Origin of the sequence: Variovorax sp. CCNWLW235, from assembly GCF_037204085.1 — a bacterium.
GTDB lineage: Bacteria > Pseudomonadota > Gammaproteobacteria > Burkholderiales > Burkholderiaceae_C > Variovorax.
Genome location: NZ_JBBCBW010000026.1, coordinates 42501 through 63793, shown reverse-complemented (window position 1 = coordinate 63793; position 21293 = coordinate 42501). Strand labels below are relative to the sequence as shown.

The 21293-nt window shown below is 67.7% G+C and carries 19 protein-coding genes (1 of these 19 only partly in view); 11 read left to right on the top strand and 8 right to left on the bottom strand.

Annotated elements, in window-relative coordinates; translation table 11 throughout:
• The first annotated feature begins 70 nt into the window (after nt 1-70).
• The gene (locus V9L21_RS22830; RefSeq protein WP_337315134.1) at nt 71-1978 is read left to right on the top strand and encodes a YadA-like family protein; all 1908 of its coding nucleotides are present in this window, start codon (nt 71-73) and stop codon (nt 1976-1978) included.
• A gap of 111 nt (nt 1979-2089) precedes the next feature.
• Nucleotides 2090-3424 (top strand): aminotransferase class III-fold pyridoxal phosphate-dependent enzyme, encoded by a 1335-nt coding sequence (locus V9L21_RS22825; RefSeq protein WP_337315144.1) that lies wholly within the window; start codon nt 2090-2092, stop codon nt 3422-3424.
• A 17-nt stretch (nt 3425-3441) separates the two neighbouring features.
• Here V9L21_RS22825 and V9L21_RS22820 read toward each other — a convergent pair whose 3' ends face one another.
• Nucleotides 3442-4281 (bottom strand): ChaN family lipoprotein, encoded by an 840-nt coding sequence (locus V9L21_RS22820; RefSeq protein WP_337315133.1) that lies wholly within the window; start codon nt 4279-4281, stop codon nt 3442-3444.
• 64 nt (nt 4282-4345) lie between these two features.
• On the opposite strand from V9L21_RS22820, the gene V9L21_RS22815 reads away from it, so the two are divergent.
• On the top strand, nt 4346-5407 hold the full coding sequence (locus tag V9L21_RS22815) for an AbrB family transcriptional regulator (RefSeq protein WP_337315132.1): 1062 nt from the start codon (nt 4346-4348) through the stop codon (nt 5405-5407).
• A 70-nt stretch (nt 5408-5477) separates the two neighbouring features.
• Here the strand turns inward: V9L21_RS22815 and V9L21_RS22810 are convergent, their stop codons facing one another.
• Nucleotides 5478-5789, bottom strand: a complete 312-nt coding sequence (locus tag V9L21_RS22810; RefSeq protein ID WP_093017097.1) for a BTH_I0359 family protein — start codon at nt 5787-5789, stop codon at nt 5478-5480.
• 97 nt (nt 5790-5886) lie between these two features.
• Nucleotides 5887-7098, bottom strand: coding sequence for a DUF3108 domain-containing protein (locus tag V9L21_RS22805; RefSeq protein WP_337315131.1), 1212 nt, complete (start codon nt 7096-7098; stop codon nt 5887-5889).
• 133 nt (nt 7099-7231) lie between these two features.
• Here V9L21_RS22805 and V9L21_RS22800 point away from each other — a divergent pair, with 133 nt between their 5' ends.
• Nucleotides 7232-8311: a fumarylacetoacetate hydrolase family protein gene (locus tag V9L21_RS22800; protein WP_337315130.1), complete on the top strand. Its 1080-nt coding sequence runs from the start codon at nt 7232-7234 to the stop codon at nt 8309-8311.
• 27 nt (nt 8312-8338) lie between these two features.
• Here the strand turns inward: V9L21_RS22800 and V9L21_RS22795 are convergent, their stop codons facing one another.
• Nucleotides 8339-9118: a helix-turn-helix transcriptional regulator gene (locus tag V9L21_RS22795; protein ID WP_337315129.1), complete on the bottom strand. Its 780-nt coding sequence runs from the start codon at nt 9116-9118 to the stop codon at nt 8339-8341.
• Between the two features lie 82 nt (nt 9119-9200).
• Here V9L21_RS22795 and V9L21_RS22790 point away from each other — a divergent pair, with 82 nt between their 5' ends.
• From V9L21_RS22790 to V9L21_RS22780, 3 genes are read left to right on the top strand one after another with little or no spacing between them, the layout of a single operon-like run.
• Nucleotides 9201-10994, top strand: a complete 1794-nt coding sequence (locus V9L21_RS22790; protein WP_337315128.1) for an FAD-dependent monooxygenase — start codon at nt 9201-9203, stop codon at nt 10992-10994.
• Nucleotides 10991-11221, top strand: a complete 231-nt coding sequence (locus tag V9L21_RS22785) for a hypothetical protein (protein WP_337315127.1) — start codon at nt 10991-10993, stop codon at nt 11219-11221. Before V9L21_RS22790 ends, V9L21_RS22785 begins: the two co-directional genes overlap by 4 nt.
• Before the next feature lie 5 nt (nt 11222-11226).
• Nucleotides 11227-12201: a Bug family tripartite tricarboxylate transporter substrate binding protein gene (locus V9L21_RS22780; protein ID WP_337315126.1), complete on the top strand. Its 975-nt coding sequence runs from the start codon at nt 11227-11229 to the stop codon at nt 12199-12201.
• A 28-nt stretch (nt 12202-12229) separates the two neighbouring features.
• Here V9L21_RS22780 and V9L21_RS22775 read toward each other — a convergent pair whose 3' ends face one another.
• Together V9L21_RS22775 and V9L21_RS22770 are read right to left on the bottom strand one after the other, a co-directional pair.
• Nucleotides 12230-13384, bottom strand: a complete 1155-nt coding sequence (locus tag V9L21_RS22775) for a toxin-antitoxin system YwqK family antitoxin (RefSeq protein ID WP_337315125.1) — start codon at nt 13382-13384, stop codon at nt 12230-12232.
• A complete protein-coding gene (locus V9L21_RS22770) occupies nt 13381-13794 on the bottom strand; it encodes a VOC family protein (RefSeq protein ID WP_126748294.1) in 414 nt (137 codons plus the stop codon). Before V9L21_RS22770 ends, V9L21_RS22775 begins: the two co-directional genes overlap by 4 nt.
• A 64-nt stretch (nt 13795-13858) precedes the next feature.
• On the opposite strand from V9L21_RS22770, the gene V9L21_RS22765 reads away from it, so the two are divergent.
• The 4 genes from V9L21_RS22765 to V9L21_RS26395 all read left to right on the top strand — a co-directional run bounded on the left by V9L21_RS22765 (nt 13859) and on the right by V9L21_RS26395 (nt 18799).
• Complete coding sequence (locus V9L21_RS22765; protein ID WP_337315124.1) at nt 13859-15070, top strand: TraB/GumN family protein; 1212 nt, start codon at nt 13859-13861, stop codon at nt 15068-15070.
• A gap of 11 nt (nt 15071-15081) precedes the next feature.
• Nucleotides 15082-15453, top strand: coding sequence for a DUF2946 family protein (locus V9L21_RS22760; protein WP_337315123.1), 372 nt, complete (start codon nt 15082-15084; stop codon nt 15451-15453).
• A 115-nt stretch (nt 15454-15568) separates the two neighbouring features.
• Nucleotides 15569-17854: a TonB-dependent receptor gene (locus V9L21_RS22755; RefSeq protein WP_337315143.1), complete on the top strand. Its 2286-nt coding sequence runs from the start codon at nt 15569-15571 to the stop codon at nt 17852-17854.
• 36 nt (nt 17855-17890) lie between these two features.
• Nucleotides 17891-18799 carry a copper chaperone PCu(A)C gene (locus tag V9L21_RS26395; protein WP_443305435.1) on the top strand — a complete coding sequence of 303 codons (909 nt, stop codon included), beginning with the start codon at nt 17891-17893 and terminating at the stop codon, nt 18797-18799.
• Between the two features lie 25 nt (nt 18800-18824).
• On the opposite strand, the gene V9L21_RS22740 is transcribed toward V9L21_RS26395, so the two are convergent.
• Together V9L21_RS22740 and V9L21_RS22735 are read right to left on the bottom strand one after the other, a co-directional pair.
• On the bottom strand, nt 18825-20558 hold the full coding sequence (locus tag V9L21_RS22740) for a phospholipase D family protein (RefSeq protein WP_337315122.1): 1734 nt from the start codon (nt 20556-20558) through the stop codon (nt 18825-18827).
• A 92-nt stretch (nt 20559-20650) separates the two neighbouring features.
• Nucleotides 20651-21293, bottom strand: the 3' end of a protein-coding gene (locus tag V9L21_RS22735) for an ATP-binding cassette domain-containing protein (RefSeq protein WP_337315121.1). It continues 1265 nt past the right edge of the window; 643 of the gene's 1908 nt are visible here — the last part of the coding sequence; the start codon falls outside the window, past its right edge — the gene reads right to left on this strand; the stop codon is at nt 20651-20653.

Here is a 21293-nt window from a genome sequence, read left to right as displayed (position 1 = left end):
GCGGGCGCGAAGGACGATTCCGGCTTCGGACGGGCGGCATTCACACACACAAGACCGAGGAGAAGAAACCATGCGCTTTCGAAGCAGGCGCCGGCTGGGAGCCGGCATTGCGTTGGCCTTTTGCGCGGCGGCGGCCGCACCGGCAGGCGCGCAGGTGCTCAACCCCAACACCTGCCCCGGCGGCACGCTCTACAGCAGCACCGACCCGGGCGCGTACTCGGGCTTCAGCGCGCATCGCGACATCGTGCAGCAGGACTGCCAGAGCAACATGGCGGGCGGATCGGGCGCGCAGGCCGGCATCGACCTGAGCAGCGCAAACACGGCTCTCGGCCGCGACAGCAGCGCAAGCGGCGGCCAGGCGACGGCACTTGGGCGCGGCAGCACTGCGGCGGGGGTTTCGGCCGCGGCAGTCGGCGCAAACAGCAACGCGACTGGCAACGGCGCCACCGCAATGGGCTCCAGCAGCAGTGCGACTGCCAACTCAGCCACAGCCATCGGTTCCAACACGGTGGCCTCGAGCGGCTCGGCCACCGCCGTGGGCAACGTGGCCAGCGCCACGGGCGAGGCGGCATCGGCGGTGGGCTATCGCGCGCTGGCATCCGGTTCCGGATCTGCCGCATTCGGACGCGAAAGCGAGGCCAGCGGCGACAGCAGCACGGCGCTGGGCGACATGGCCACCGCTTCGGGTCGCAGCGCGACGGCGCTCGGACGCGAGGCCCTTGCCACGAGCGATTTCGCGCTGGCGCTTGGCGCCAGCGCAAGGGCGACCGACATGGGTGCCCTGGCCATCGGAACGGCAAGCTTCGCATCGGGTTTCAGCAGCGTGGCAATCGGCACGGGCAGCAGCTCGAACGGTGCGGGGTCGGTCGCCATAGGCGCTGGCAGCACCGACGGGGGGCGCGAGAACGTCGTTTCTTTCGGCAGCACGACGGACCGGCGCAGCCTGATCAACATCGACGGCATCAGCGCGACGGGCCACGTCGACGCCGGCGGTCTTTCCGTGAACGGCAATGCTTCGGTGGGCGGGCGGCTGACCTCCAGCGGCATCGACAACCAGGGCGGCGGCATCACCAACGCGGGGCGGATCAGCGGCGTCACTGCCGGCGCGGTTACGGCCACCTCGACCGACGCGGTCAACGGAAGCCAGCTCTATGCGGTAAGGAACACGGCCGAGCAGGCGCTGAACCTGGCGAGCCAGCAGGGCACCCAGGTGCAGCAGATCACGACGCAGGTGACCCAGAACACCCAGCAGATCACGCAGCACACCGAACAGATCGCAGAGCACACGGAGCAGATCACGCACAACACCGAGCAGATCGCGCAGCAGGCGGTGCAGATACAGGCCATGGTCAATGGGCAACTGGGCGTCTGCACTGTCAATGGCGGCGCCCTGCAATGCTCGGTGCAGGGCCAGGCGGCCGCACGCGCGGAGGGCGCGGGCGCCGCAGCCGTCGGCAATGGCTCGCAGGCCATCGGCAACGGTGCGCTGGCCGTGGGCCGCAACGCCAAGGCGCTTGCCGCCGGGGCCATGGCGCTCGGCGACGGCAGCACGGCCAGCGCAAGCAATGCCGTAGCGCTGGGCCAGGGCTCGGTGGCCGACCGGCCCGACAGCGTGAGCGTGGGCAACGCGGCCACGGGCTACCAGCGGCAGATCACCAACGTGGCGCCCGGCGTGGCGGCGAGCGACGCAGTCAACCTTGCGCAAATGGAGCGCGCGGTGGCCGTGTCGTACGGCCAGGCGCGCGACTTTGCCGCGCGGGGCGTGGCACAGGCCATGGCCATGCCGTCGATCCCGCTGCTCGCGCCCGGACGCAAATGGCTGGGCGCGGCGGTGGGGCACTACGCGGGACAGTCCGCGCTGGGCGTGGCCTTTGCCTATCAGCTGGACGAGCGCTGGAGCGTGGGCGCGGGCCTGAGCGCGGCAGCGGGAAACGGCGCGCAGCTCGGCGGCAGGCTGCAGGCGGGCTACACGTGGTGAGTGCCGGCTGAGTGCCGGCCATGAGGCGGTCTCGTGGCAAAAGTGCAAGAATGCCACGGGCGGCCGCCGCAAGGGCGGCCCGCATCCACCGAGACCAAGAAGGACGCACGCATGGCCTACCAGGACTTCAACATGGGCAACCAGTGGTTGCCCTTCACGCCCAACCGCCATTTCCAGAAAGACCCGCGTGTCTTCGTGGCGGCCGACGGCATGACGTTCACTACGCACGACGGCAAGAAGGTGATCGACGGGATCTCGTCGCTGTGGTGCGTGGGCGCGGGCCACAACCGCAAGCCGATCAACGAGGCGATCAAGAAGCAGCTCGACACGCTCGACTACGCCACCGCCTTCCAGGTCAGCAACGACAAGGCTTTCAAGGCGGCGGAGATGATCGCATCGCTGGCGCCCGGCGACCTGAACAAGGTGCTGTTCTGCAACTCGGGCTCGGAGGCGGCCGACACCTCGATGAAGGTGGCGCTGGCCTATCACCGCGCACGCGGCGAGGGCCACCGCAACGTGTTCATCGGCCGCGAGAAGGGCTACCACGGCGTGGGCTTCGGCGGCATGTCGGTGGGCGGCATTCCGGGCAACCGAAAGGTGTTCGGCTCGGCCTTCTTGCCGCGCGTGGACCACATGCGCTTCATTCACGATCCGGTGAACCACGCCTATATTCACAACGAGGAGCCGGTGTGGGCCGAAGACCCGCTGGTAGAGCTTGAAACGCGCATTCTTCCGCTGCACGACCCGAGCAACATTGCCGCCATCATCGTGGAGCCGGTGGCAGGTTCGGCAGGCTGGTACCTGCCGCCCCAGGGCTACCTGAAGCGCCTGCGCGAAATCTGCGACAAGCACGGCATCCTGCTGATCTTCGACGAGGTCATTACGGGCTTCGGCCGCATGGGCACCAACTTCGCGTCGGACTATTTCGGCGTGGTGCCCGACATGCTGAACTTTGCCAAGTGCGTGACCAACGGCGTCATTCCGCTGGGCGGCGTGATCTGCCGCGACAAGCTCTACGACGCGATGATGAAGACCGACGCGCCAGAGCACGTGGTCGAGTTCTTTCATGGATACACCTACTCGGGCCACCCTGTGGCCTGCGCCGCGGCCATTGCCACGCTCGACCTGTTCAAGGAAGAGAAGCTGTTTGCGCGCGCGGGCGAAATGGGCAAGGTGCTGGGCGATGCGTTCCACAGTGCATTCAAGGGCCTGCCGAATGTGATCGGCATCCGCAGCCTCGGCCTTGCCGCGGCGGTGGAGCTTGCGCCGATTGCGGGCACGCCCGGCAAGCGCGCCTACGACATCTTCCTGGACTGCTTCCACAAGGGCGCACTGGTGCGGCCCGCGGGCGACGTGCTGGTGATTGCACCGCCCTACATCGTGGAAAAGCAGCACATCGACACGCTGGTCAACGCGCTGGCGGATTCGATCAAGAAATTCGCCTGAGCCGCCAGGCGCCAAGGCTAGGCGGGTGCCCGCATTCCCGCGCAGTAGTCTTTGGGCGGCAGGGCGGGCGTTCGCCACACGGCGTCGTAGGCGCCTTTGTTGTCTTCGTCCGACTCGGGTGAATCGCCGCCGGCCTGCAGCCGAACCGTCTTGACCGAAACATCGGTCGGCAGGTGCTGCGGCACGCCCAGCACCTTGGTGGCGTGGCCCGCGCCGCTGATCAGAAGCACCGTCTTGCCCGGCTGCCGGGCCTTGACGATGGCTTGCGCCATGGCTCGGTCGCGACCGACCTGGATGCGCGTCATCGGCACGATCTGGGCCTCGGGCAGCAGCTTGCAGTGGCCCTCGCGCACGGCGTCCTGCTGCGCGGTGTAGGCCTCGCCGTTGAGCTGCACGTCGAGCGAGACGTCGGCCATGGCGTTCTTCATTCGAGCGCGCGGCATGTTGGCCCCGACAACCGGCACACCGGCGCGCACCGCGGCCATCACCGCCGGACCGTAGCTCCGCCAGGGCCAGGCCTTTTCGTTCCAGCCCAGGGCGGCTTGCACCTGCGCTTCGGTGGCCGTGCGGTCGAGGCGGGCGGTGCTGTTGCCTTCTTCGGCCATTTCGAGCAGCAGCGCAGCCAGCCTGCCCTGGCTCGCCAGCGCCTCGACGGTTTCCCGTTCGATGGCGTGGTGCTCGGCCGCGTCGTGCTGCTCGCCGAGGATGAGCGCGTCCACTGGCAGCAACGCCGCGGCGCGCTTTGCCACAGGCGCCCCAGGGCCGGGCGAAAAGGCGGAGCACCCTGCCAGCACGACGGCGGCGAGCAAGGAGACCAGGAATCGGGGAGCCCGCGCGGGGAAGGGTTGGCATCGCATCGCGCCATACTATGCGTTGGCGCCCGCACGCCGTGCCGTCCAAATTCGCTTTCTTCCTCCTGTGGTGTCCCTTCGCTTTCCGGTTCGCGTGCTGGCCACGCTGTTGCTTGCACTCGCCGCGGCGCAAATCTGCCTGGCCCTGCACACGCCCCTGCCCTGGATGATCGGCCCGCTGCTCGCGGTGTCGCTGGCATCGATTGCCGGCGCGCCCACCGCCAGCTACACGCCGCTGCGCAATGCCGGGCAATGGACCATCGGCACCGCGCTGGGCCTCTACTTCACGCCGCAGGTGGTGGCGCTGGTGGCCGGCGTGTGGTGGGCCATTGCGCTCGCCATTGCCTGGGCCTTGCTGCTCGGCTGGGGCTTCGGGCGCTGGTTGCATGCGCTGCATGCCAAGCGAATGCCGCATGTGCCGGCAAAGTCCATGAGAGCGACAACTTACTTCGCGGGCGCCATTGGCGGCGCGTCGGAGATGACGCTGCTGTCCGAATCGGCCGGTGCGCGCACCGACCTTGTGGCCGCGGCGCACAGCTTGCGCCTGGTGGTGGTGACCGTCACCATTCCGTTCGCCATGCAGTGGAGCGGCTTGCATGGGCTTGAAATCAATCCGCCCATGGTGCGCGAGGTGAATGCGAGCGGGCTCCTGCTGCTTGCGCTGGCCACCGGCATCGGCGGCCTTGCGATGCGTGCGCTGGGCCGCACCAACCCGTGGTTCATGGGGCCGCTGGTGGTTGCCATGGGGTTCACCATTGCGGGCCAGGCGCTGTCGGCCGTGCCCACCTGGATGTCGAACACCGCGCAGCTGGTGATTGCCGTGAGCCTGGGCGTGCGCTTCAGCCGCGAGTTTTTGTACACGGCGCCGCGCTGGCTGGGTTCGGTGGCGCTGGGCACGGTCGTCATGCTGGTGGTGTGCGCAGGCGCCGCATGGCTGCTGGCCCGAGCGACGGGGCTGCATCCGGCCACCATGATCCTGGGCACCTCGCCCGGCGGCATTGCCGAAATGTCGATCACCGCCAAGGTCTTGCAGCTGGGGGTGCCGGTGGTCACGGCGTTTCAGGTGTGCCGGCTGGTCGCGGTGCTGCTGCTGGTGGGGCCGATGTACCGCTGGATCTACGGTCGGAAATGAGCGGGTAGGCGTAAGTGGGCGCAAAAAAAAGCGCCTGAAAAGGCGCTTTCTTGTCCGGGGCGACAGGAGCTCAGTGCACCAGCACCGGCGTGTGAGCCAACTCGGCATAGCCTTCGAGCGTGTCTTCCACCTCTTCCTGGGTGGGCGTATTGAGCTGCCAGGCGGCAATTTGCTGCTGGAACAGTTCGGCCCACGAGCCGTCGAGGTAAACCTCTTTGCCCGAGCGCTTGTCTACGATCTCGAAGCCGTGGCGTTCCAGAACCGGCACATTGGGCTGGGCGGGCGTGTCGCTTTCGTTCGGCTGCACGTGCACGACGACGAAGGACTCTGAGTCATAGAGCATGTTCATTGCGGGGCCTGTGAGGATGTCGATGGCGTTCATGGGGGTTAGATAGCAATCAACGCGCCAGTTTCAAGCTCGGTTGTCCTTTTGTAGAGAAAACGCATTAATTTCTATGCCTGTTTCCTCCACTTTCGCGCTAGTTCGAGGGCCCCGCCGGAAGGGATTCGCGCAACTGCATGTCGGCAAAGTCGCCGTTGGCCTGTGTCTGTTTCATCCGCACCGGCAGGTAGCCAAGGGCCGGCGCCAGCCAGATTTCGATCTTGTCGTCGAACTCGCGCCGGGGGCTGCGCGTGAGCTTGCGCGCCGCAAAGTCGCCGGCCGGAACGGTCATCTGCTCTTCGCCTTCGATGTTGAAGACCCAGACGCCGGCATCCCGCGGGCCGACGGTCTGGATGGAAATGCGGCTGCCGGCCGGGTAGCGTCCCGGGTCGCCCGCCAGCATGCCGCCGAGCTGCATCACCACGCTGAGCCGGTCTTGCGCGCCGGGCAGCAAGGGCACGCTGGGGGCGTTGTTGCTGAACATCACCTGGCCCTGGTCGCGCAGGAAGTGCGAAGCCACCTCGCCCTTGCGGGCCTCGGAAAAGCGGTCCGGTTCGATGCCGGTAGGGCCGATCTTCCCGGTGCTGTGCTGGCTGCGGATCGTCCTGAACAGGAATTTGAGCGACAGCCGCGCGTCGTAGCTGCTGCCGTCCTGCAGCCAGGCCAGGTCGCCGAAAACGCCCTGCATCGGCGAAGCGCCCTGCTGGCCCGTGACCGCGAAGGCGAGCTTGACCGAGCCGGGAATGCGGAGCGCCTCCGAGCCGACGACGTTGCCGGCAGTGGCACTGGCGGCGCCTGCGGCTCCGCCGTCCCCGATGCCGGCGTTGCTTGTGCTGCCCGCGCCGCCCAGCGCAGCACCTGCCGGGGCGCTTGTCGGCGGCTCAGGAGTGGTTGCTCCTGAATCGATAGCGTTCTGCGCCGTGAGAGCACGCGTTTCTGGCGGAGGTTCTTCGAAAACCTGGGGCGCCGGCACTGGCATGGGTTCGGGTGCCGCCGTCGCCGGCTTGGGCACGGAAGGCTCGCGCGGCCGGCGGGGTTTTGCGGGCGGCGACGGCTTGGCCTCGGCTGGGGCGGCTGCCGCGGCAGCGGGCGCGGCCGGCTTTTCCGGTGCGGGCGGCGCGATCACGATGGTCCGGGTGGTGAACTTGTTCGCAAGCGGCGAGGGATCGGGGCCGATAGCCGTGGGCGCCAGCCCCAGCAGCAGAACATGAACCAGCCCCATCGCCAGCGTCAGCCCGGCCAACGCCCGCCACGACGGACGTGCCGGTGGCGCAAGGGGTGGGAACGGGGAGGCGGCGAGCGTCGGCATGAGGTGTGGAGTGAGCGCCGGCGCCGAGGTTCACCAAGAGCACCTCGGTACACTGCCGCCCGTCCACCCAGTTTAGTGGGCGCGGCGCCGGCCCTCGTGTTCGCGCCGTGTCCTTCATCACGCATTTGCCACCATGAAACTCGCCACCCTGAAGGACGGCTCACGCGACGGCCAGCTCGTCGTCGTCTCGCGCGACCTCACGCTCGCCCACTACGCCACCGGTATTGCCAGCCGGCTGCAGCAGGTGCTGGACGACTGGGGCTTCATGAGCCCGCAGCTGCAGGACCTGTACGACGCCGTCAACAACGGCCGCGCACGTCACTCTTTTCCGTTCGATCCCTCGATGTGCATGGCGCCGCTGCCGCGCGCCTACCAGTGGGCCGACGGCTCTGCGTACCTGAACCACGTCGAGCTGGTGCGCAAGGCGCGCAACGCCGAAGTGCCTGAAAGCTTCTATCAGGACCCGCTGATGTACCAGGGCGGCAGCGATGACTTCCTGGGCCCGACCGACGACATCGTGGTGCCGAGCGAAGCCATGGGCATCGACTTCGAAGCCGAGATTGCGGTGATTACCGGCGACGTGAAGATGGGCGCCACGCCCGACCAGGCGCTCGACGGCATCCGCTTGGTGATGCTGGCCAACGACGTGAGCCTGCGCAACCTGATTCCGGCCGAGCTGGCCAAGGGCTTCGGCTTTTTCCAGAGCAAGCCCGCCACCGCCTTCAGCCCCGTGGCCGTGACGCTCGACGAAATTGGCGAGGCCTGGCAGAACGGCCGCGTGCACCTCACGCTGCAAAGCAGCTGGAACGGCCGCAAGGTCGGCATGTGCGACGCCGGGCCGGAGATGACTTTTCACTTCGGCCAGCTCATCGCCCACATCGCCAAGACGCGCAACGTGCGCGCCGGCAGCATCGTCGGCAGCGGCACGGTGAGCAACAAGGGCGTGGAAAAGAACGGCCGCATGGACTGGCCCAAAGGCTATTCGTGCATTGCCGAAAAGCGCTGCATCGAAACCATCCAGGGCGGCGAGCCGGCGACCGAGTTCATGAAGTTCGGCGACACGATCCGCATCGAGATGAAGGGGCTCGACGGCCGCTCGCTGTTCGGCGCGATCGACCAGGAGGTGGTGTCGGTGGCGGGGCGGCCGAAGGTGGCGCCGGTGTCGCTGGTGAATTCGCAGGCCGATCAGTCTGCCGATACAGCCGAAGACTAGGCCCTAGGCGCACGGAGGCGGCAAGACTCAGGGGGCCGCCGCGCGCAGCAGCTCCTTCTGCGTGCGTATGCCCAGCCGCCGAAACGCGCGGTACTGATGAGTGCGCACGGTTGTCAGTTCGATGCCGATTTCTCGCGCCGCCTGCTTGGCGGTGCTGCCGGCCATCAGGTGGCCGATGACCTCGCGCTCCCGCAGGCTCAAGGTCAGCAGGCGCGAAGCCAGGGAGGGCACCACCGTACCCCCTGCCGCCACCGTGCCGCGGCCATGGGCCATCGTGGCCTCGGCCAGCAGGGTGGCGTGGCTCTCGATCGCCGCAAAGTCGCGTTCGTCGAACTCGGCCTGCGCGAGGCTGCGGTAGAAGCTCACCGCCACGCGCTGGCCGGTGGGTGTGAGCAGCAGCACCGAGGCACGTTCGCGAATGCCCACGTCGCCGTAGCAGGCCGCGCGGTAAGCGGGGTCGGCCACCTCCTCGGCGCGCTGGTGGCCCAGCCACAGCTGAGCGCGCTTGGGCAGCTTGCGCTTGGCGAGCCAAATCATGTTGGGATCGAGCAGGTCGAAGCGCTGCGCCACATAGCGCTCGGCGGTGCGCTCGGCCGTGGTGCCGTAGCTGCTGGCCGCCGACACGGCCTCGATGCGGCCGGTGGCATCGACCGCGAACACGGTGCAGAAGGTCACGGGCATCACCCGGTGCATGGCCGAGAGGCAGTTGGCTGCGAGATGCGGCGTGCCGATGCCCGCCAGCACGTCGCGGACGATGGCCGCGGACAGCGCGGTGTCGGCAGCGGGTTGAATGCGCCAGCGTCTCATGGGAGCAGACCAGACTCAGGGTAAATACGTCGTACAAAGTTATGACAGCGGACGTGGCCCCGCATCGGGACAATCCCGCTGCATGACGAACCCCACCATTGCGGCCGAGGCGCCCGCTCCCGCCTCCGGCGCCATTGCCGCCGATGCCGCAAGCGGCCCCGTGCCGCCGATGCCCAGCGCGACCGGGCTGCCGCCTTCGGTCGGTGCCTTTCACTACACGCGCTACAAGTCGTGGACGCCGCCGTTGGAGCAGGGCGGCGTGGAGCCGGGCCGCCATCCGGTGGTGATTGCGGGCGGCGGACCGGTCGGCATGGCGCTGGCGCTGGGGCTCGCGAACCACGGCGTGCGCTGCGTGGTGCTGGAGGCCGACGACACGGTGTGCGTGGGCAGCCGAGCGGCCTGCATCTCGCGCCGCAGCCTGGAAATCATGGAGCGGCTCGGCGTGCTTCCGACGTTCATGGGCAAGGGCCTGCCGTGGACCGGCGGACGCAGCTTCTATAAGACGGCGGAGGTGTTCCGCTTCGAAATGCCGCACGACGAGCGGCAGAAGCTGCCGCCGATGATCAACCTCGAGCAGTACTACATCGAGCACTATCTGCTGGAAGAAATCTTCCGCCGCAACGAAGCGACGCCGGGGCTCATCGACATCCGCTGGGGCACCGAACTCGCCGGCATTGCGCAAGATGAAGACGGCGTGACGCTGGAGGTGCGCAACGCAGAGGGCGCCTACCGGATGCAAGGCCAGTGGCTCGCGGCCTGCGACGGCGGCCAGAGCTTCGTGCGCAAGTCGCTGGGGCTTTCGCTCGAGGGCACGGGCTACGAAGGCCGCTACGTCATCATCGACATCGAACTGCACAGCGAGCACCCGACCGAGCGCCGCGCGTGGTTCGATCCGCCGTGGAACCCGGGATCGACCGTGCTGATGCACCGCCAACCCGACGACATCTGGCGCATCGACTACCAGCTGCGTGCAGGCCAGAGCACCGAAGAGGCGCTGAAGCCGGCCGCGGTGGCCGAGTTCGTGCAGCGCCATCTGGGCGCCATCGGCGAAGGCCACCTGCCGTGGAAGACGGTGTGGACCTCGGTCTACCGCGCGGGCGCGATGACGCTCGAAAGCTACCGGCATGGCCGCGTTCTTTTCGCCGGCAATGCGGCGCACGCCATGCCCATCTTCGGCGTGCGCGGCCTCAATTCGGGCTTCGACGATGCCGACAACCTGGCCTGGAAGCTGGCGTTCGTGGCGCGCGGCCTTTCGGACGCGGCGTTGCTCGACTCGTATTCGCAGGAGCGCATCGAGGCCTTTCACGTCAATGCCGAGAACGCGATGCGCAGCACCGAATTCATGTCGCCGCCTTCGCGCGGCTTCGACCTGATGCGCGAAGCGGCGCTGTCGCTGTCGGAGGCGCATCGCGGCATTGCCCAACTGATCAATCCGCGGCAGACCCAAGCCGTGCGCTACGCGGCTTCGGCACTGTCCAGCGAAGGCGATGTGTTGCCGGCAGCCCCGTTGCCCGGAGAGGTGATGGCCGAGCAGCAGCTCGAACAGGGGCACCTGACCGACTGGATCGCTCCGGTCTTCACATTGCTCGTGCTGCGGCCTAAAGCCGGTACCGCCTTGTTGCCCGAAGACGAGGTGGCGGCGGCGCTGCGCGGCGATCTGCCGTTCGCGGTTCGCGTCATTGCGGGTCCTGGCATCGATGGCGCCGATGCACATGCCGACGCAGCGGTGTTCGAGGCGCTGGGCGCACGCGAAGGCGCCTTCTATCTGCTGCGGCCCGACGGCCATGTGGCCGCGCGCTGGCAACGCCTGCCGGGCGGCGCGTTGGCCGAGGCGCTGCACCGCGCCGCCGCCGCCATCAAGGAGATTGCCGCATGACGACATCGCTCGCCCCCGACGCGCGGGACCGCATCTACGCGGAATGCGCGCGCGCCATCACCGAAGCCGGCGCCGAGCGCGAATCGCTGCTTCTCGCGCGGCTCGCGCTGCTGCTGTTCGAGCAGGTCGGCGACGAGGCGCGCTGCCGCCGCGCATTGGCCGACGCACTTCATGCGCTGCCCGTACCATCGCTGTCCGCAACCCAATCACAACAAACCGGAGACTGATCCACATGGACCGCCGCACTCTTCTGGCCACGCTCGCTTCGGGCGCCGCCATGGCCGCAACCCCGTTCGCCCGCGCGCAGGACTACCCCACGCAACTCATCAAGTGGGTGGTGCCCTATCCCGCGGGCGGCGGCACCGACGTGATTGCGCGCACGCTGGCCGAGGCCATGCGCCAGACGCTGGGCCAGCAGATCGTTGTCGACAACCGCCCCGGCGCCTCGACCAACATCGGCGCCGACCTGGTCGCCAAGAGCAAGCCGGACGGCTACACCGTGATGTCGGCCGACAACGCCGTGCTGGCCTTCAACGAGCACCTGTTCGGCAAGCTGCCGTTCAATCCCGAAAAAGACTTCACCTACGTCGGCGCGATCGGCAAGTTTCCGCTGGCGCTGGTGGTGCACCCGGACTTTCCGGCCAAGAACTTCAAGGAGTTCCTGGCGTATGTGAAGGCCAATCCGGGCAAGGTCAACTACGCCTCGCCGGGCAACGGCTCGCCGCATCACCTGGCCATGGAGATGTTCAAGGTTCGCACCGGCACCTTCATCACGCACATTCCCTACCGTGGCGCCGCCCCGGCCATGGCCGACGTGATGGGTGGGCAGGTGCCGTGCATGTTCCTGGACCTGGCCTCGGGCCTGCCGATCATGCAGGGCAACAAGGTGCGCGTGCTGGCCATTGGCTCCGGCGCCCGCAACAAGCTGCTGCCCAACGTGCCGACGCTGGCCGAAGTGGGCGTGCCCAATACCGAGGTGTTCGCGTTCCAGGGCGTGCTTGGCCCGGCCGGCCTTCCGCCCGCCGTGGTGGCCAAGCTCAACAGCGAGCTGAACCGCGCGTTCGGCACGCCGGCGGTACAAAAGCGGTTCGACGATTTCGGCATGGAAGCCATGCCGGGCACGCCGTCGCAGTTCGAAGCGCTGGCGCGGGCCGAGTCGAAGCGCTGGGGCCCGATCATCAAGCAGGCCGGCATCAAGCTGGACTGAGCTCGCCGCGCGCTTCGCAGCGGGCGGGCTATTTCCTGGAGCCGTCTTCCAGAACGTGCTCGTCGCGTTGCAGCTCGCCGTTTTCGTCCCAGCTGCGTTCGCGCGTCACGCGGCCCCTGGCATCGAAGCTCGATTCGGCGAGCAGCGTTCCTTTTTCGCTGAAGCGCTGGTGCTTGCCGACCGGCACTTGCCGGCCGCGGCCCGCCACCCGGTAGCGCCCGTGCGCGGCACGCTGGCCGCTCTCGTAGAACTCGGTGATCTCGACCGCGCGCGCATCGCCGGAGCCGCTGTAGGCGGATTTGCTGCGGGGCTGGCCATGCAGGTAGTAGCTGTCGTCTCGCATCGGCTCGCCCGCGGGGTTCCAGCGCTGGTCGCGAATCAGCGAGCCCTTTTCGGAGAACTCCTGCTCGCGTTGCCGCACCGCGCTGCGTTCGACCAGCAGCCACACCGTTTCGCGGCGCTTCACCCCTTCGGATGAAAAATGGCGTTCGGTGCGCTGGTTGCCGGCGATCTCGTCTTGCACCGAGGGCTTGCCGTTGTCGTAGAAGTCCTGCGACCGCACGCGCTTGCCGAGCATGTACGACAGCCGCGAACGCAGGAAGCCGCGCGCGTCGAACAGCTGGACCTGCGAGGGCCCGCCGGTGAAGCCGCACAGCCGGGCATCGTCGGCCACCGGCGCGAGCATGGGCGTTTCGCCGCAGCGCAGCGCGGACAGCTGGCCGCGTTCGGTGAACTCGACGAAGGCGCGGTCGGTTCCGGTGCTCGGGTAGAAAGTGACGCGGCGCAGCCGGCCCCCGGGGTAAAAGCTGCGAACCAGCCCGCGCTCCTGGCCGTCGTCGTAAATGGCCTCGCGCAAGACTTGCCCCTCGGGCCCGTACTCGCGGGCGAGGCCGTGGATGTTTCCACCGGCGTTGAGGATGTGTTCCCTGGCGAGCTTTCCTTTTTCATAGAAGCGCGCCAGGCCGGTGAAGGCGCCGTTCTGCACCTGCTGTTCGCGCTGCGGCTCGCCGGTCGCCCGGTCCTTGCAGCGCATGAGGCCCGTCGTACCGAGGAGCGTGCTGCCCTCGGAGGGGTTCACCCGGTGGCCGTTGAGTTCGCAGTCGAGCGCGGCATGCGCGCCGCCGGCAGTGAAGAGGGTGAAGAACCACAAGGCCGCCGTTGCGGCCCCGCGCGGGCGAATCATTTGTCGTACAGCGCGGCGAGCGAACGGAATCCCTTGACCTCGATCGGGTTGCCGAAGGGATCGCAGAAAAACATGGTCCATTGCTCGCCCGGCTGCCCCTCGAAACGCACCTGGGGTTCCAGCACGAAGTCGGTGTTGGCGGCTTTCAGCCGCTCTGCAAGCGCCTGCCAGTCGGGCAATGCCAGCACGATGCCGAAATGCGGCATGGGCACCATGGCGTTGCCGACCTGGCCGGTGCGCGTGGTGGCGAAGGGTTCGCCAAGATGCAGGGAAATCTGGTGGCCGAAAAAGTCGAAGTCGACCCAGGTGTCGGTGCTGCGGCCTTCGGCGCAGCCGAGCACATTTCCGTAGAAGCGGCGGGCCGCGTCGAGGTCGCGAACGTGAAAGGCAAGATGGAAGATGCTCTGCATGGTTCCGGATTATGGGCAGCGGTGCTGTGAGAATGCCGGACTTTCTTTCATCGTGGAGCAAGCCTTGCGGATACTCCGGACCCTCTTTGCGCCCGGGCGCAATTTCGATTTGAAGGCGCCCGCGCGTTCATGGTTTTTTTCTTGCCTGCCGCGCCTTGCGCTGGCGGGTGCCTGCTCGGTTCTTGCAGCCGCGGCGCATGCCGCCTGCCCGCCTTCGGCCATTGCCAGCCTCGGCAAGCCGGGCTCGGCGGTCGGCCAGTGGAATGCGGTCGACCGGGGCCTGCTGTGGCGCGCCGACCGGGACGGGCGGACTTCGTGGCTCTACGGAACCATTCATCTTGGCCGGGCCGAGTGGGTGCGGCCGGGCCCCACCGTGCAAAAGGCGCTGGAGCAAAGCGACGCGCTCGCGCTGGAGCTCGACGCGCGCGATCCGGCGACCATGCGTGCCATGACTCAGCCGGCGGACCCGGCCCTGGTGGCGCGGCTGCTGAGCGGCGAGCGTGCGCAGCGGCTGGCGCGCCAGAACGAGGCGGCCTGCGTGCCGTCCGGAACCATGGCGGGGCTGCAGCCCATTCTTCAGGTCACGGCACTGGCGGGCCTGGTGGCGCGCGCCGATGGCCTGTACCCGGAATTTGGCGTTGACGAAACGCTGGCCGTCTCGGCGCGGAACAACAGCAAGCCGGTGTTCGCGCTGGAAAGCGCGGCCTCCCAATTGAAGATGCTCACGGGCGATTCCGAGGCCGAAGAGGCGGAACAGATCGATGCCGCCCTGGACGAACTGGAATCCGGCCAGTTGCGCACGCAGATGAAAGAGCTGGCCGAAGTCTGGGCCCGTGGCGATGTGGACAAGCTGGGCCGCTATCCCGAATGGTGCAACTGCGTCAACACGCCGGCCGAACGGCGGTTGATGAAGCGCCTGCTCGACGACCGCAACCCGGGGCTCGCGGATGGCATCGAGCGCATGCACGCGGGTGGGCGGCGCGTGTTCGCGGCCGTGGGGGCGCTGCACATGGTGGGCCCGCAGGGGTTGCCTGCGCTGCTGGCGGCGCGGGGTTTCACGGTCGCCGCCGTACCGCTGTCCGCGCAGCCGCCGCTCGCGGTACCGGCCGCGCCGCCCAAGGCGGAAGGCCGGAATGCGCGGGGCGCCCGCAATACCCGTGACGCCCGCGGTGCGCGTGGCAGCCAAGCCGCCAAGAGCAGCAGCGCCAAGGGTTCCAAGGGCAGCGCCAAGCCTGCGCAGCGCGCGCCGGCCACGAAGGCCAAACAGCGCCGATAATCGCCAACACCATGCACCTGCTGCGAAACCACCCCCGCTTCCTCGGCCTCGTCGGCCGATGGGTGCTGCTGTGGTTCGTGCTCTCGCTCGGCGTGGCGGTGGCGTCGCCGGTCGTGCATCCGCAGGCCGTGGAGCTGGTGTGCTCGAGCGTGGGCTCGGTCAAGGTGGTGGTCCACACCGAAGACGGCGTGCAGGAAATGGGCGCCTCGCACATGGACTGCCCGCTGTGCGTGCTGACCGGCGCTCCGCCTCCTTCGGCGGACCCCGCCGGTTTCGATCTTCCCTTGCCGCTGGGCCGCGTGGTCCAGTCCATTCCCGCCGCGCGCCTTGCCGCGGCCACCGCCGCGCCATTGCCGGCGCGCGGGCCGCCCACCTTCTCCTGAAGCTTTCAAAACCGTAGCCGCGTGCGCCGATCGACAGGTGCGTGCGGTCTGTCTGGCTTGAAGTTCGTGGAGCAGGTTTCCAGTGAAGAAGCATTCCCGCGCCTTGGCGATTGCCATGGCATTTCCCTTTGGCGCGCCCTTGTGGGCGCAAGACGCGCCCGAGCCGCCCGAGAGCGGTGGCAGCGTGCGCACCCTCGGCACCGTCACGGTCAGTGACGGCCGCCCGACCTCGCTGCCGACGCAGATTCCCGCCACCATCGAGGGTGTGACGAGCGAGCAGATATCCGAAACGGTCAACGCGACCGACAGCGAAGACGCGCTCAAATATTTGCCCAGCCTTGTGGTGCGCAAGCGCTACATCGGCGATTTCAATCATGCGGTGCTTGCCACGCGCGCTTCGGGCACGGGCAACAGCGCGCGCTCGCTGGTGTTTGCCGACGGCATCATGCTGTCGAACCCGCTGGGCAACGGCGCCACCTACGCGCCGCGCTGGGGCATGGTGTCGCCCGAAGAAATCGAGCGGGTCGACGTGTTGTACGGACCGTTCTCGGCCGCCTACCCGGGCAACTCGGTCGGCGCCGTCGTCGACTACATGACGCGCATGCCCACCAGGCTCGAAGCGCACGTCAAGCTCAGCGGCTTTGCCTCGAATTTCGACCTGTACAACAGCCGCTCGTCGCCGGCCGGGCAGCAGCTCGACCTGTCGCTGGGGAGCCGCAGCGGCAATTGGTCCTGGTGGCTCAGCGCGTCGCGCACCCATAGCAAAGGGCAGGCGCTGGTGTTCGGCAACCGGCTGGTGAGCGCCGGCACGGTGGGCAATGCGGGCACACCGGTGACGGGCGCGGTGCTGGGGCTGAACCCATCGAACCAGCCATGGTGGCTGGTGGGCGGCTCGACCATCTACGACACCACGCAGGAGCAGGCCAAGCTGAAGGTGGCCTACGACTTCTCGCCCACCGTGCGCGCGACCTACACCCTTGGCGCATGGAACAACACGACGCACGGCAGCGTCGACACCTACCTGCGCGACGCGCTCGGGCGGCCGGTGTATTCAGGGCGCGTGAACATAGGCGGGCGCAGCTACAACCTCGATGCGCCGAGCGCCGCGCTGGCGCCGACGGAAACCGCGCTCACGCACTACATGCATGGCCTCTCGGTCAAGAGCCATACCGGCGGTGTGTTCGACTGGGAGGTGGCCGCGAGCCTGTTCGACTATGCGAGCGACACCTCGCGCACGCCGACCACGCCGTTGCCGGGCGCCTTCAACGGAGGCCCTGGGCGCACCACAGACATGGGCGGTTCTGGCTGGCATACCTTCAAGGCCGCGGGCACATGGCGGCCGACCGGTTCTGCCGACGGCGTGGGCGCCCATGTGGTCGAGTTCGGCTTTCAGCAGGACACGGCGCGGCTGCGTACCAGCGTCGGCAACACGCTCGACTGGATCGGCGGGCCTGTGGCGGCGCCGTTTTCCGCCTTCAACGGCAACACGCGATTGCAATCTCTCTATGTGCAGGACACCTGGCGATTCGCCGAGAAATGGAAGACCACGCTCGGCCTGCGCCATGAGCGATGGGAAGCCTACGGCGGCCAGCTCGGCAATGCGACGAGGCTGCTCGACTTTGCGCCGCGCAAGAACAGCTACGACTCGCCCAAGGCGGCCATTGCCTGGCAGGCCACGCCCGACTGGTTGTTGAAGGCTTCGACCGGGCGCGCGGTGCGCATGCCGACCGTGAGCGAGCTCTACCAGGGGTCGATCGAAGGCAACCGCATCGTCAATACCAACCCGAACCTGCGGCCGGAGCGCTCGTGGACCACCGAGCTCAGCGCCGAGCGCGACCTGAAGGGCTTGGGCGTCGATGGCGTGCTGCGCACCTCGCTGTTCTTCGAGAACACGAAAGACGCGCTCTACAGCCAGGCGCTCACCAATCTGGTGAACACGGTTCAGAACGTCGATGCGATTCGCACGCGGGGCCTGGAAGTGGCGCTGAATGCGGTGGACGTGGGTATCAAGGGGTTGGACCTGGGCGGCAGCCTTACGCTGACCCGCTCGAAGATTGCCGCCAACAACGGTTTTGCCGCGAGTGTGGGGCGCGACCAGCCGCGCGTGCCGAAGGTGCGTGCCACGCTGCTCGCCACCTACCGGCCTGATGCGAAATGGAGCTACACGGTGGGCGCACGCTACAGCGGCAGGCAGTACGGCACGCTCGACAACAGCGACGCGAACGGCGCGGCGTACATGGGCTTTTCGAAGTTCTTCGTGGTCGACGCACGCATCCGCTACCGCTTCGACCGGCAATGGAGCGCCGCCATGGGCATCGACAACCTGAACAACAACAAGTATTGGGCTTTTCATCCCTATACGCAACGCACCTTCGTGGCCGAGCTCAAGTTCGACCTCTGAGTTTCTTTTTACCGATTTCTTCAAGGAGTTCCCTCAATGAACCACCCGCACATCATCCTCAAGACCGTTGCCGCATGTGCCATGCTGGCAAGCGCGACCACCGGCTTTGCCCACGTCACCCTGCCACGGGGCGGAGCGACTGTCGGCAGCGACTACAACGCGGCCTTCCGCGTGGGCCACGCCTGCGAGGGCGCCAAGGCCACCACGGGTCTGGCCGTCCGCCTGCCCAAGGGATTTGTTCTGAGCGACGCGCAGGCGCGCAAGGGCTGGAAGCTCGACGTGCAGAAAAACGCCGGTGACGGCGAAGTTCGCTGGACCGCCGAAAGTGCGCAAACTGCGCTGCCCGCCAGCGAACGCGCTGAATTCGTGCTGCGCGGCAAGGTGCCCGGCACGCCCGGACCGCTGTGGTTCAAGGTGCTGCAGACCTGCGACGTGGGAAGCATCGACTGGGCCGAAGTGCCCGCAACGGGCAGCTCGACCGCGGGGCTCAAGACGCCCGCCGCCAAGCTCGACGTGGTGGCGCAGGGCGTGGCCACGGTCGACGTGCGCGACGCCTGGGTGCGCCAATCGGTGCCGGGCCAAAGCGGCACGGGTGCTTTCATGAAGCTCACCGCGCCTACGGGCACCAAGCTCGTCGGCATTGCGACGCCGGCAGCCGGCGTGGCCGAGGTGCACGAGATGAAGATGGAAGGCGACACCATGAAGATGCGCGAGCTGCCGGGCGGTCTCGATCTTCCCGCGGGCCGGACCGTCGAGCTCAAACCGGGCGGCTACCACGTGATGATGATGGACCTGAAGCAGCCGTTGACCAAGGGATCGACCGTCCCGGTGACGCTCCGCTTTGAAGATGCGAAGGGGCAGAAGACCTCGCTCGATTTGAAGCTGCCGGTGGGCGCGCCCGAAGGTGCCGATGCGGCCGCGCCGGCTCATCAGCACAAGCACTGAGCGCCAGCGCCCCGGCGGAAGGCACTTACAACAACTGGTCGGGCGCCAGCGGACCGAACAGCCTGAGCAGCAGGCGCAGGGTCAGGCTGGCGTCGGGCTCGGTGGAGGTGTCCTTCAGGCCGCTGCCCTCGGGCGCCCGCCAGAGCAATGAACCGTCGTTCAGTTCGACGCGCCACGAGCCTTCACGCATGCCGCGCTCGATCTGCTCGGACGCTGCGCGGGAGAGCTCGGCGCTTCGCACCAGAAGCGCGATTTCGGTGTTCTGCAACTGCGAGCGCAAGTCGAGGTTCATCGATCCGACCACCAGCAGCCGGCCGTCCATCACCAGCACCTTGGAGTGCAGCATGGAGCGAGACTCGCCCAGGTTGCCGCTGCCGGAAGAGCCGAAGGCGTTGCTGACGCTGGCCTGTTCGCTGCGCAGTTCGTAGAGCTCGACGCCGAGCTTGAGCAAGTCTTCGCGATGGCGCGCATAGCCGACATGTGCGACGGGCGCATCGTTCGACGCGAGCGAATTGGTCAGCACCCGGATGCGAACCCCGCGCCCGCGGGCTGCCGCGAAGGCTTGCTTCATGTCGGGGCCGGGCACGAAATACGGCGAGATGATGAGCAGATCGCTGCGCGCCTGCCCGATCAACTGCAGCAGGCCCTCGACCACCGTCTCGCTGCCCGCGGCGATGTCGGAGCTGGCCTGGAGCGATGCCGCGCGCCGCGATGAGCCCGCCGCGTCGCCAGGCTGGCTTACCACCAGGCCGGGCGCTTTTGTCTGCTCGGGGCCCTTGTCGGCCGGAATCTTTCCGGGCTGGTCGGCAAGCATGACCGCGGGCGCCCAGACGAAGCGGGCGGTCTTCAGATCAAGCGGCTTCTCGTCCCAGGCGCGGGCGAGTTGCGCGGGAGTGGGCGCCGCGCCGGGTTTCGGTTCGCCGTCGTTGGTTGCTGGCGGCGTGTTTTGCGCCCGGGCCGATTCGTCGGCCAACTCGCGGTCAGCCTGCTCCGCGCGCTCGCGGATGGCTTTCAATTCTTCGCGCTTGACCAGCGACTGCACGGGATAGGCGCGTTCGTTGTTCCAGTAGCTGTCGAAGCTGCGCGACAGGTCTTGCACGATGGGGCCGGCCGCCAGGATGTCGACGTCGATGAAGTTGCCCTTCAGCGCATTGCCGAAATAGGCGTCGCCCAGGTTGCGGCCGCCGGTCACGCCGAGCACGTTGTCGGCAAGAAAAAGCTTGTTATGCATCCGCTGCTGGATGCGCGAGGCATCGCCGACGGAATTGAGCATGCGCGCGAAAGAAGAGCGGCGCCCGCCCGCAAGCGGGTTGAACAGCCGCATCTCGATGTTGGGCACGTAGGCAAGGCCCAGCACCAGCGCATCGCGGCCGGTGCTGTGAAGATCGTCTAGGAGGATGCGCACGCGCACGCCCCGCTGGGCTGCCGACCGGATGCCGCGCAGCAATCGGCCGGTGCTGGCGTCGGCATGGATGGCGTAGTACTGCAGGTCGAGCGTTTTCTGCGCACCTTCGATCAGCGCAAGCCGGCTGCCGTAGGCGGCGGGAGGGCCCCCGAGCAGCAGGAAGCCCGACTCGAAGCGTGCTGCATCGGCTTTTCGCCGCTGCTGGACCAAGGCTTCCAGCGAGGTGCCGCTCGGCGAGGGAAGCGCGGTGGACACCGGCCGGTCGACGTGCTGCGGCAGTTGCGCGCAGGCGCCTTGCAGCACGATGGCCAAGAGCACGACGGACCGGCTGAAGAACGCGAAGATGGAAGACATGCGGCTTTCCGGGAATTTGGAGCCGCATATATAGCTCAGTCGGCGCCGTCCCTGCGTGGGACGGCGTGACGGTTCTATGTAGAACTAACGAACTAGCGTCCGGCGGACAGTTCTTCCTGGCGTTCCAGTGCGGCCAGCAGTTCGTCGTCGATCTGGGCGTGGCGCTGGCTCAGTTCGGCGGCGCGCGAGGCATCCGTGGCGTAAATCGCGCCGCCGTCGAGTTCGAGCATTTCGCTGATGCGTTTCTGCTCGGCTTCGAGCGCTTCGATCTGCGCCGGAAGGGCTTCGAGCTCGCGCTGCTCCTTGTAGCTGAGCTTTTTGCGGGGAGCTGTGGAGCGCGCGATGGCCGGCTCGGCTGAGGCCGGTGCCGGGGCGGGAGCCGGGGCCGGCGGCGGAGGGCTGGCGGCTTGGCGCTGTTCGGCAATCTCGCGGGCACGCTTCGACTGGATCAGCCAGTCTTGCACGCTGCCTTCGTACTCGCGCCAGCGGCCGTCACCTTCGAAGGCAATCGTGCTGGTCACCACGTTGTCGAGGAAGGTGCGGTCATGGCTGACCAGGAACACGGTTCCGTCGTAGTCCTGCAGCAGGCCTTCGAGCAGCTCGAGGGTGTCGATGTCCAGGTCGTTGGTCGGTTCGTCGAGCACCAGCACGTTGGCCGGGCGCGCGAACAGGCGGGCCAGCAGCAGCCGGTTGCGCTCGCCGCCGCTGAGCGAGCGCACGGGAGAGTTGGCGCGC

Coding starts and splice junctions, on each gene's coding strand:
- V9L21_RS22790 (WP_337315128.1), top strand. CDS start 9,201: ATGACGAACCCCACCATTGCGGCCGAGGCGCCCGCTCCCGCCTCCGGC.
- V9L21_RS22740 (WP_337315122.1), bottom strand. CDS start 20,558: ATGTCTTCCATCTTCGCGTTCTTCAGCCGGTCCGTCGTGCTCTTGGCC.
- V9L21_RS22825 (WP_337315144.1), top strand. CDS start 2,090: ATGGCCTACCAGGACTTCAACATGGGCAACCAGTGGTTGCCCTTCACG.
- V9L21_RS22780 (WP_337315126.1), top strand. CDS start 11,227: ATGGACCGCCGCACTCTTCTGGCCACGCTCGCTTCGGGCGCCGCCATG.
- V9L21_RS22805 (WP_337315131.1), bottom strand. CDS start 7,098: ATGCCGACGCTCGCCGCCTCCCCGTTCCCACCCCTTGCGCCACCGGCA.
- V9L21_RS22795 (WP_337315129.1), bottom strand. CDS start 9,118: ATGAGACGCTGGCGCATTCAACCCGCTGCCGACACCGCGCTGTCCGCG.
- V9L21_RS22755 (WP_337315143.1), top strand. CDS start 15,569: ATGGCATTTCCCTTTGGCGCGCCCTTGTGGGCGCAAGACGCGCCCGAG.
- V9L21_RS22830 (WP_337315134.1), top strand. CDS start 71: ATGCGCTTTCGAAGCAGGCGCCGGCTGGGAGCCGGCATTGCGTTGGCC.
- V9L21_RS22810 (WP_093017097.1), bottom strand. CDS start 5,789: ATGAACGCCATCGACATCCTCACAGGCCCCGCAATGAACATGCTCTAT.
- V9L21_RS22760 (WP_337315123.1), top strand. CDS start 15,082: ATGCACCTGCTGCGAAACCACCCCCGCTTCCTCGGCCTCGTCGGCCGA.
- V9L21_RS22785 (WP_337315127.1), top strand. CDS start 10,991: ATGACGACATCGCTCGCCCCCGACGCGCGGGACCGCATCTACGCGGAA.
- V9L21_RS26395 (WP_443305435.1), top strand. CDS start 17,891: ATGAACCACCCGCACATCATCCTCAAGACCGTTGCCGCATGTGCCATG.
- V9L21_RS22770 (WP_126748294.1), bottom strand. CDS start 13,794: ATGCAGAGCATCTTCCATCTTGCCTTTCACGTTCGCGACCTCGACGCG.
- V9L21_RS22775 (WP_337315125.1), bottom strand. CDS start 13,384: ATGATTCGCCCGCGCGGGGCCGCAACGGCGGCCTTGTGGTTCTTCACC.
- V9L21_RS22800 (WP_337315130.1), top strand. CDS start 7,232: ATGAAACTCGCCACCCTGAAGGACGGCTCACGCGACGGCCAGCTCGTC.
- V9L21_RS22820 (WP_337315133.1), bottom strand. CDS start 4,281: ATGCGATGCCAACCCTTCCCCGCGCGGGCTCCCCGATTCCTGGTCTCC.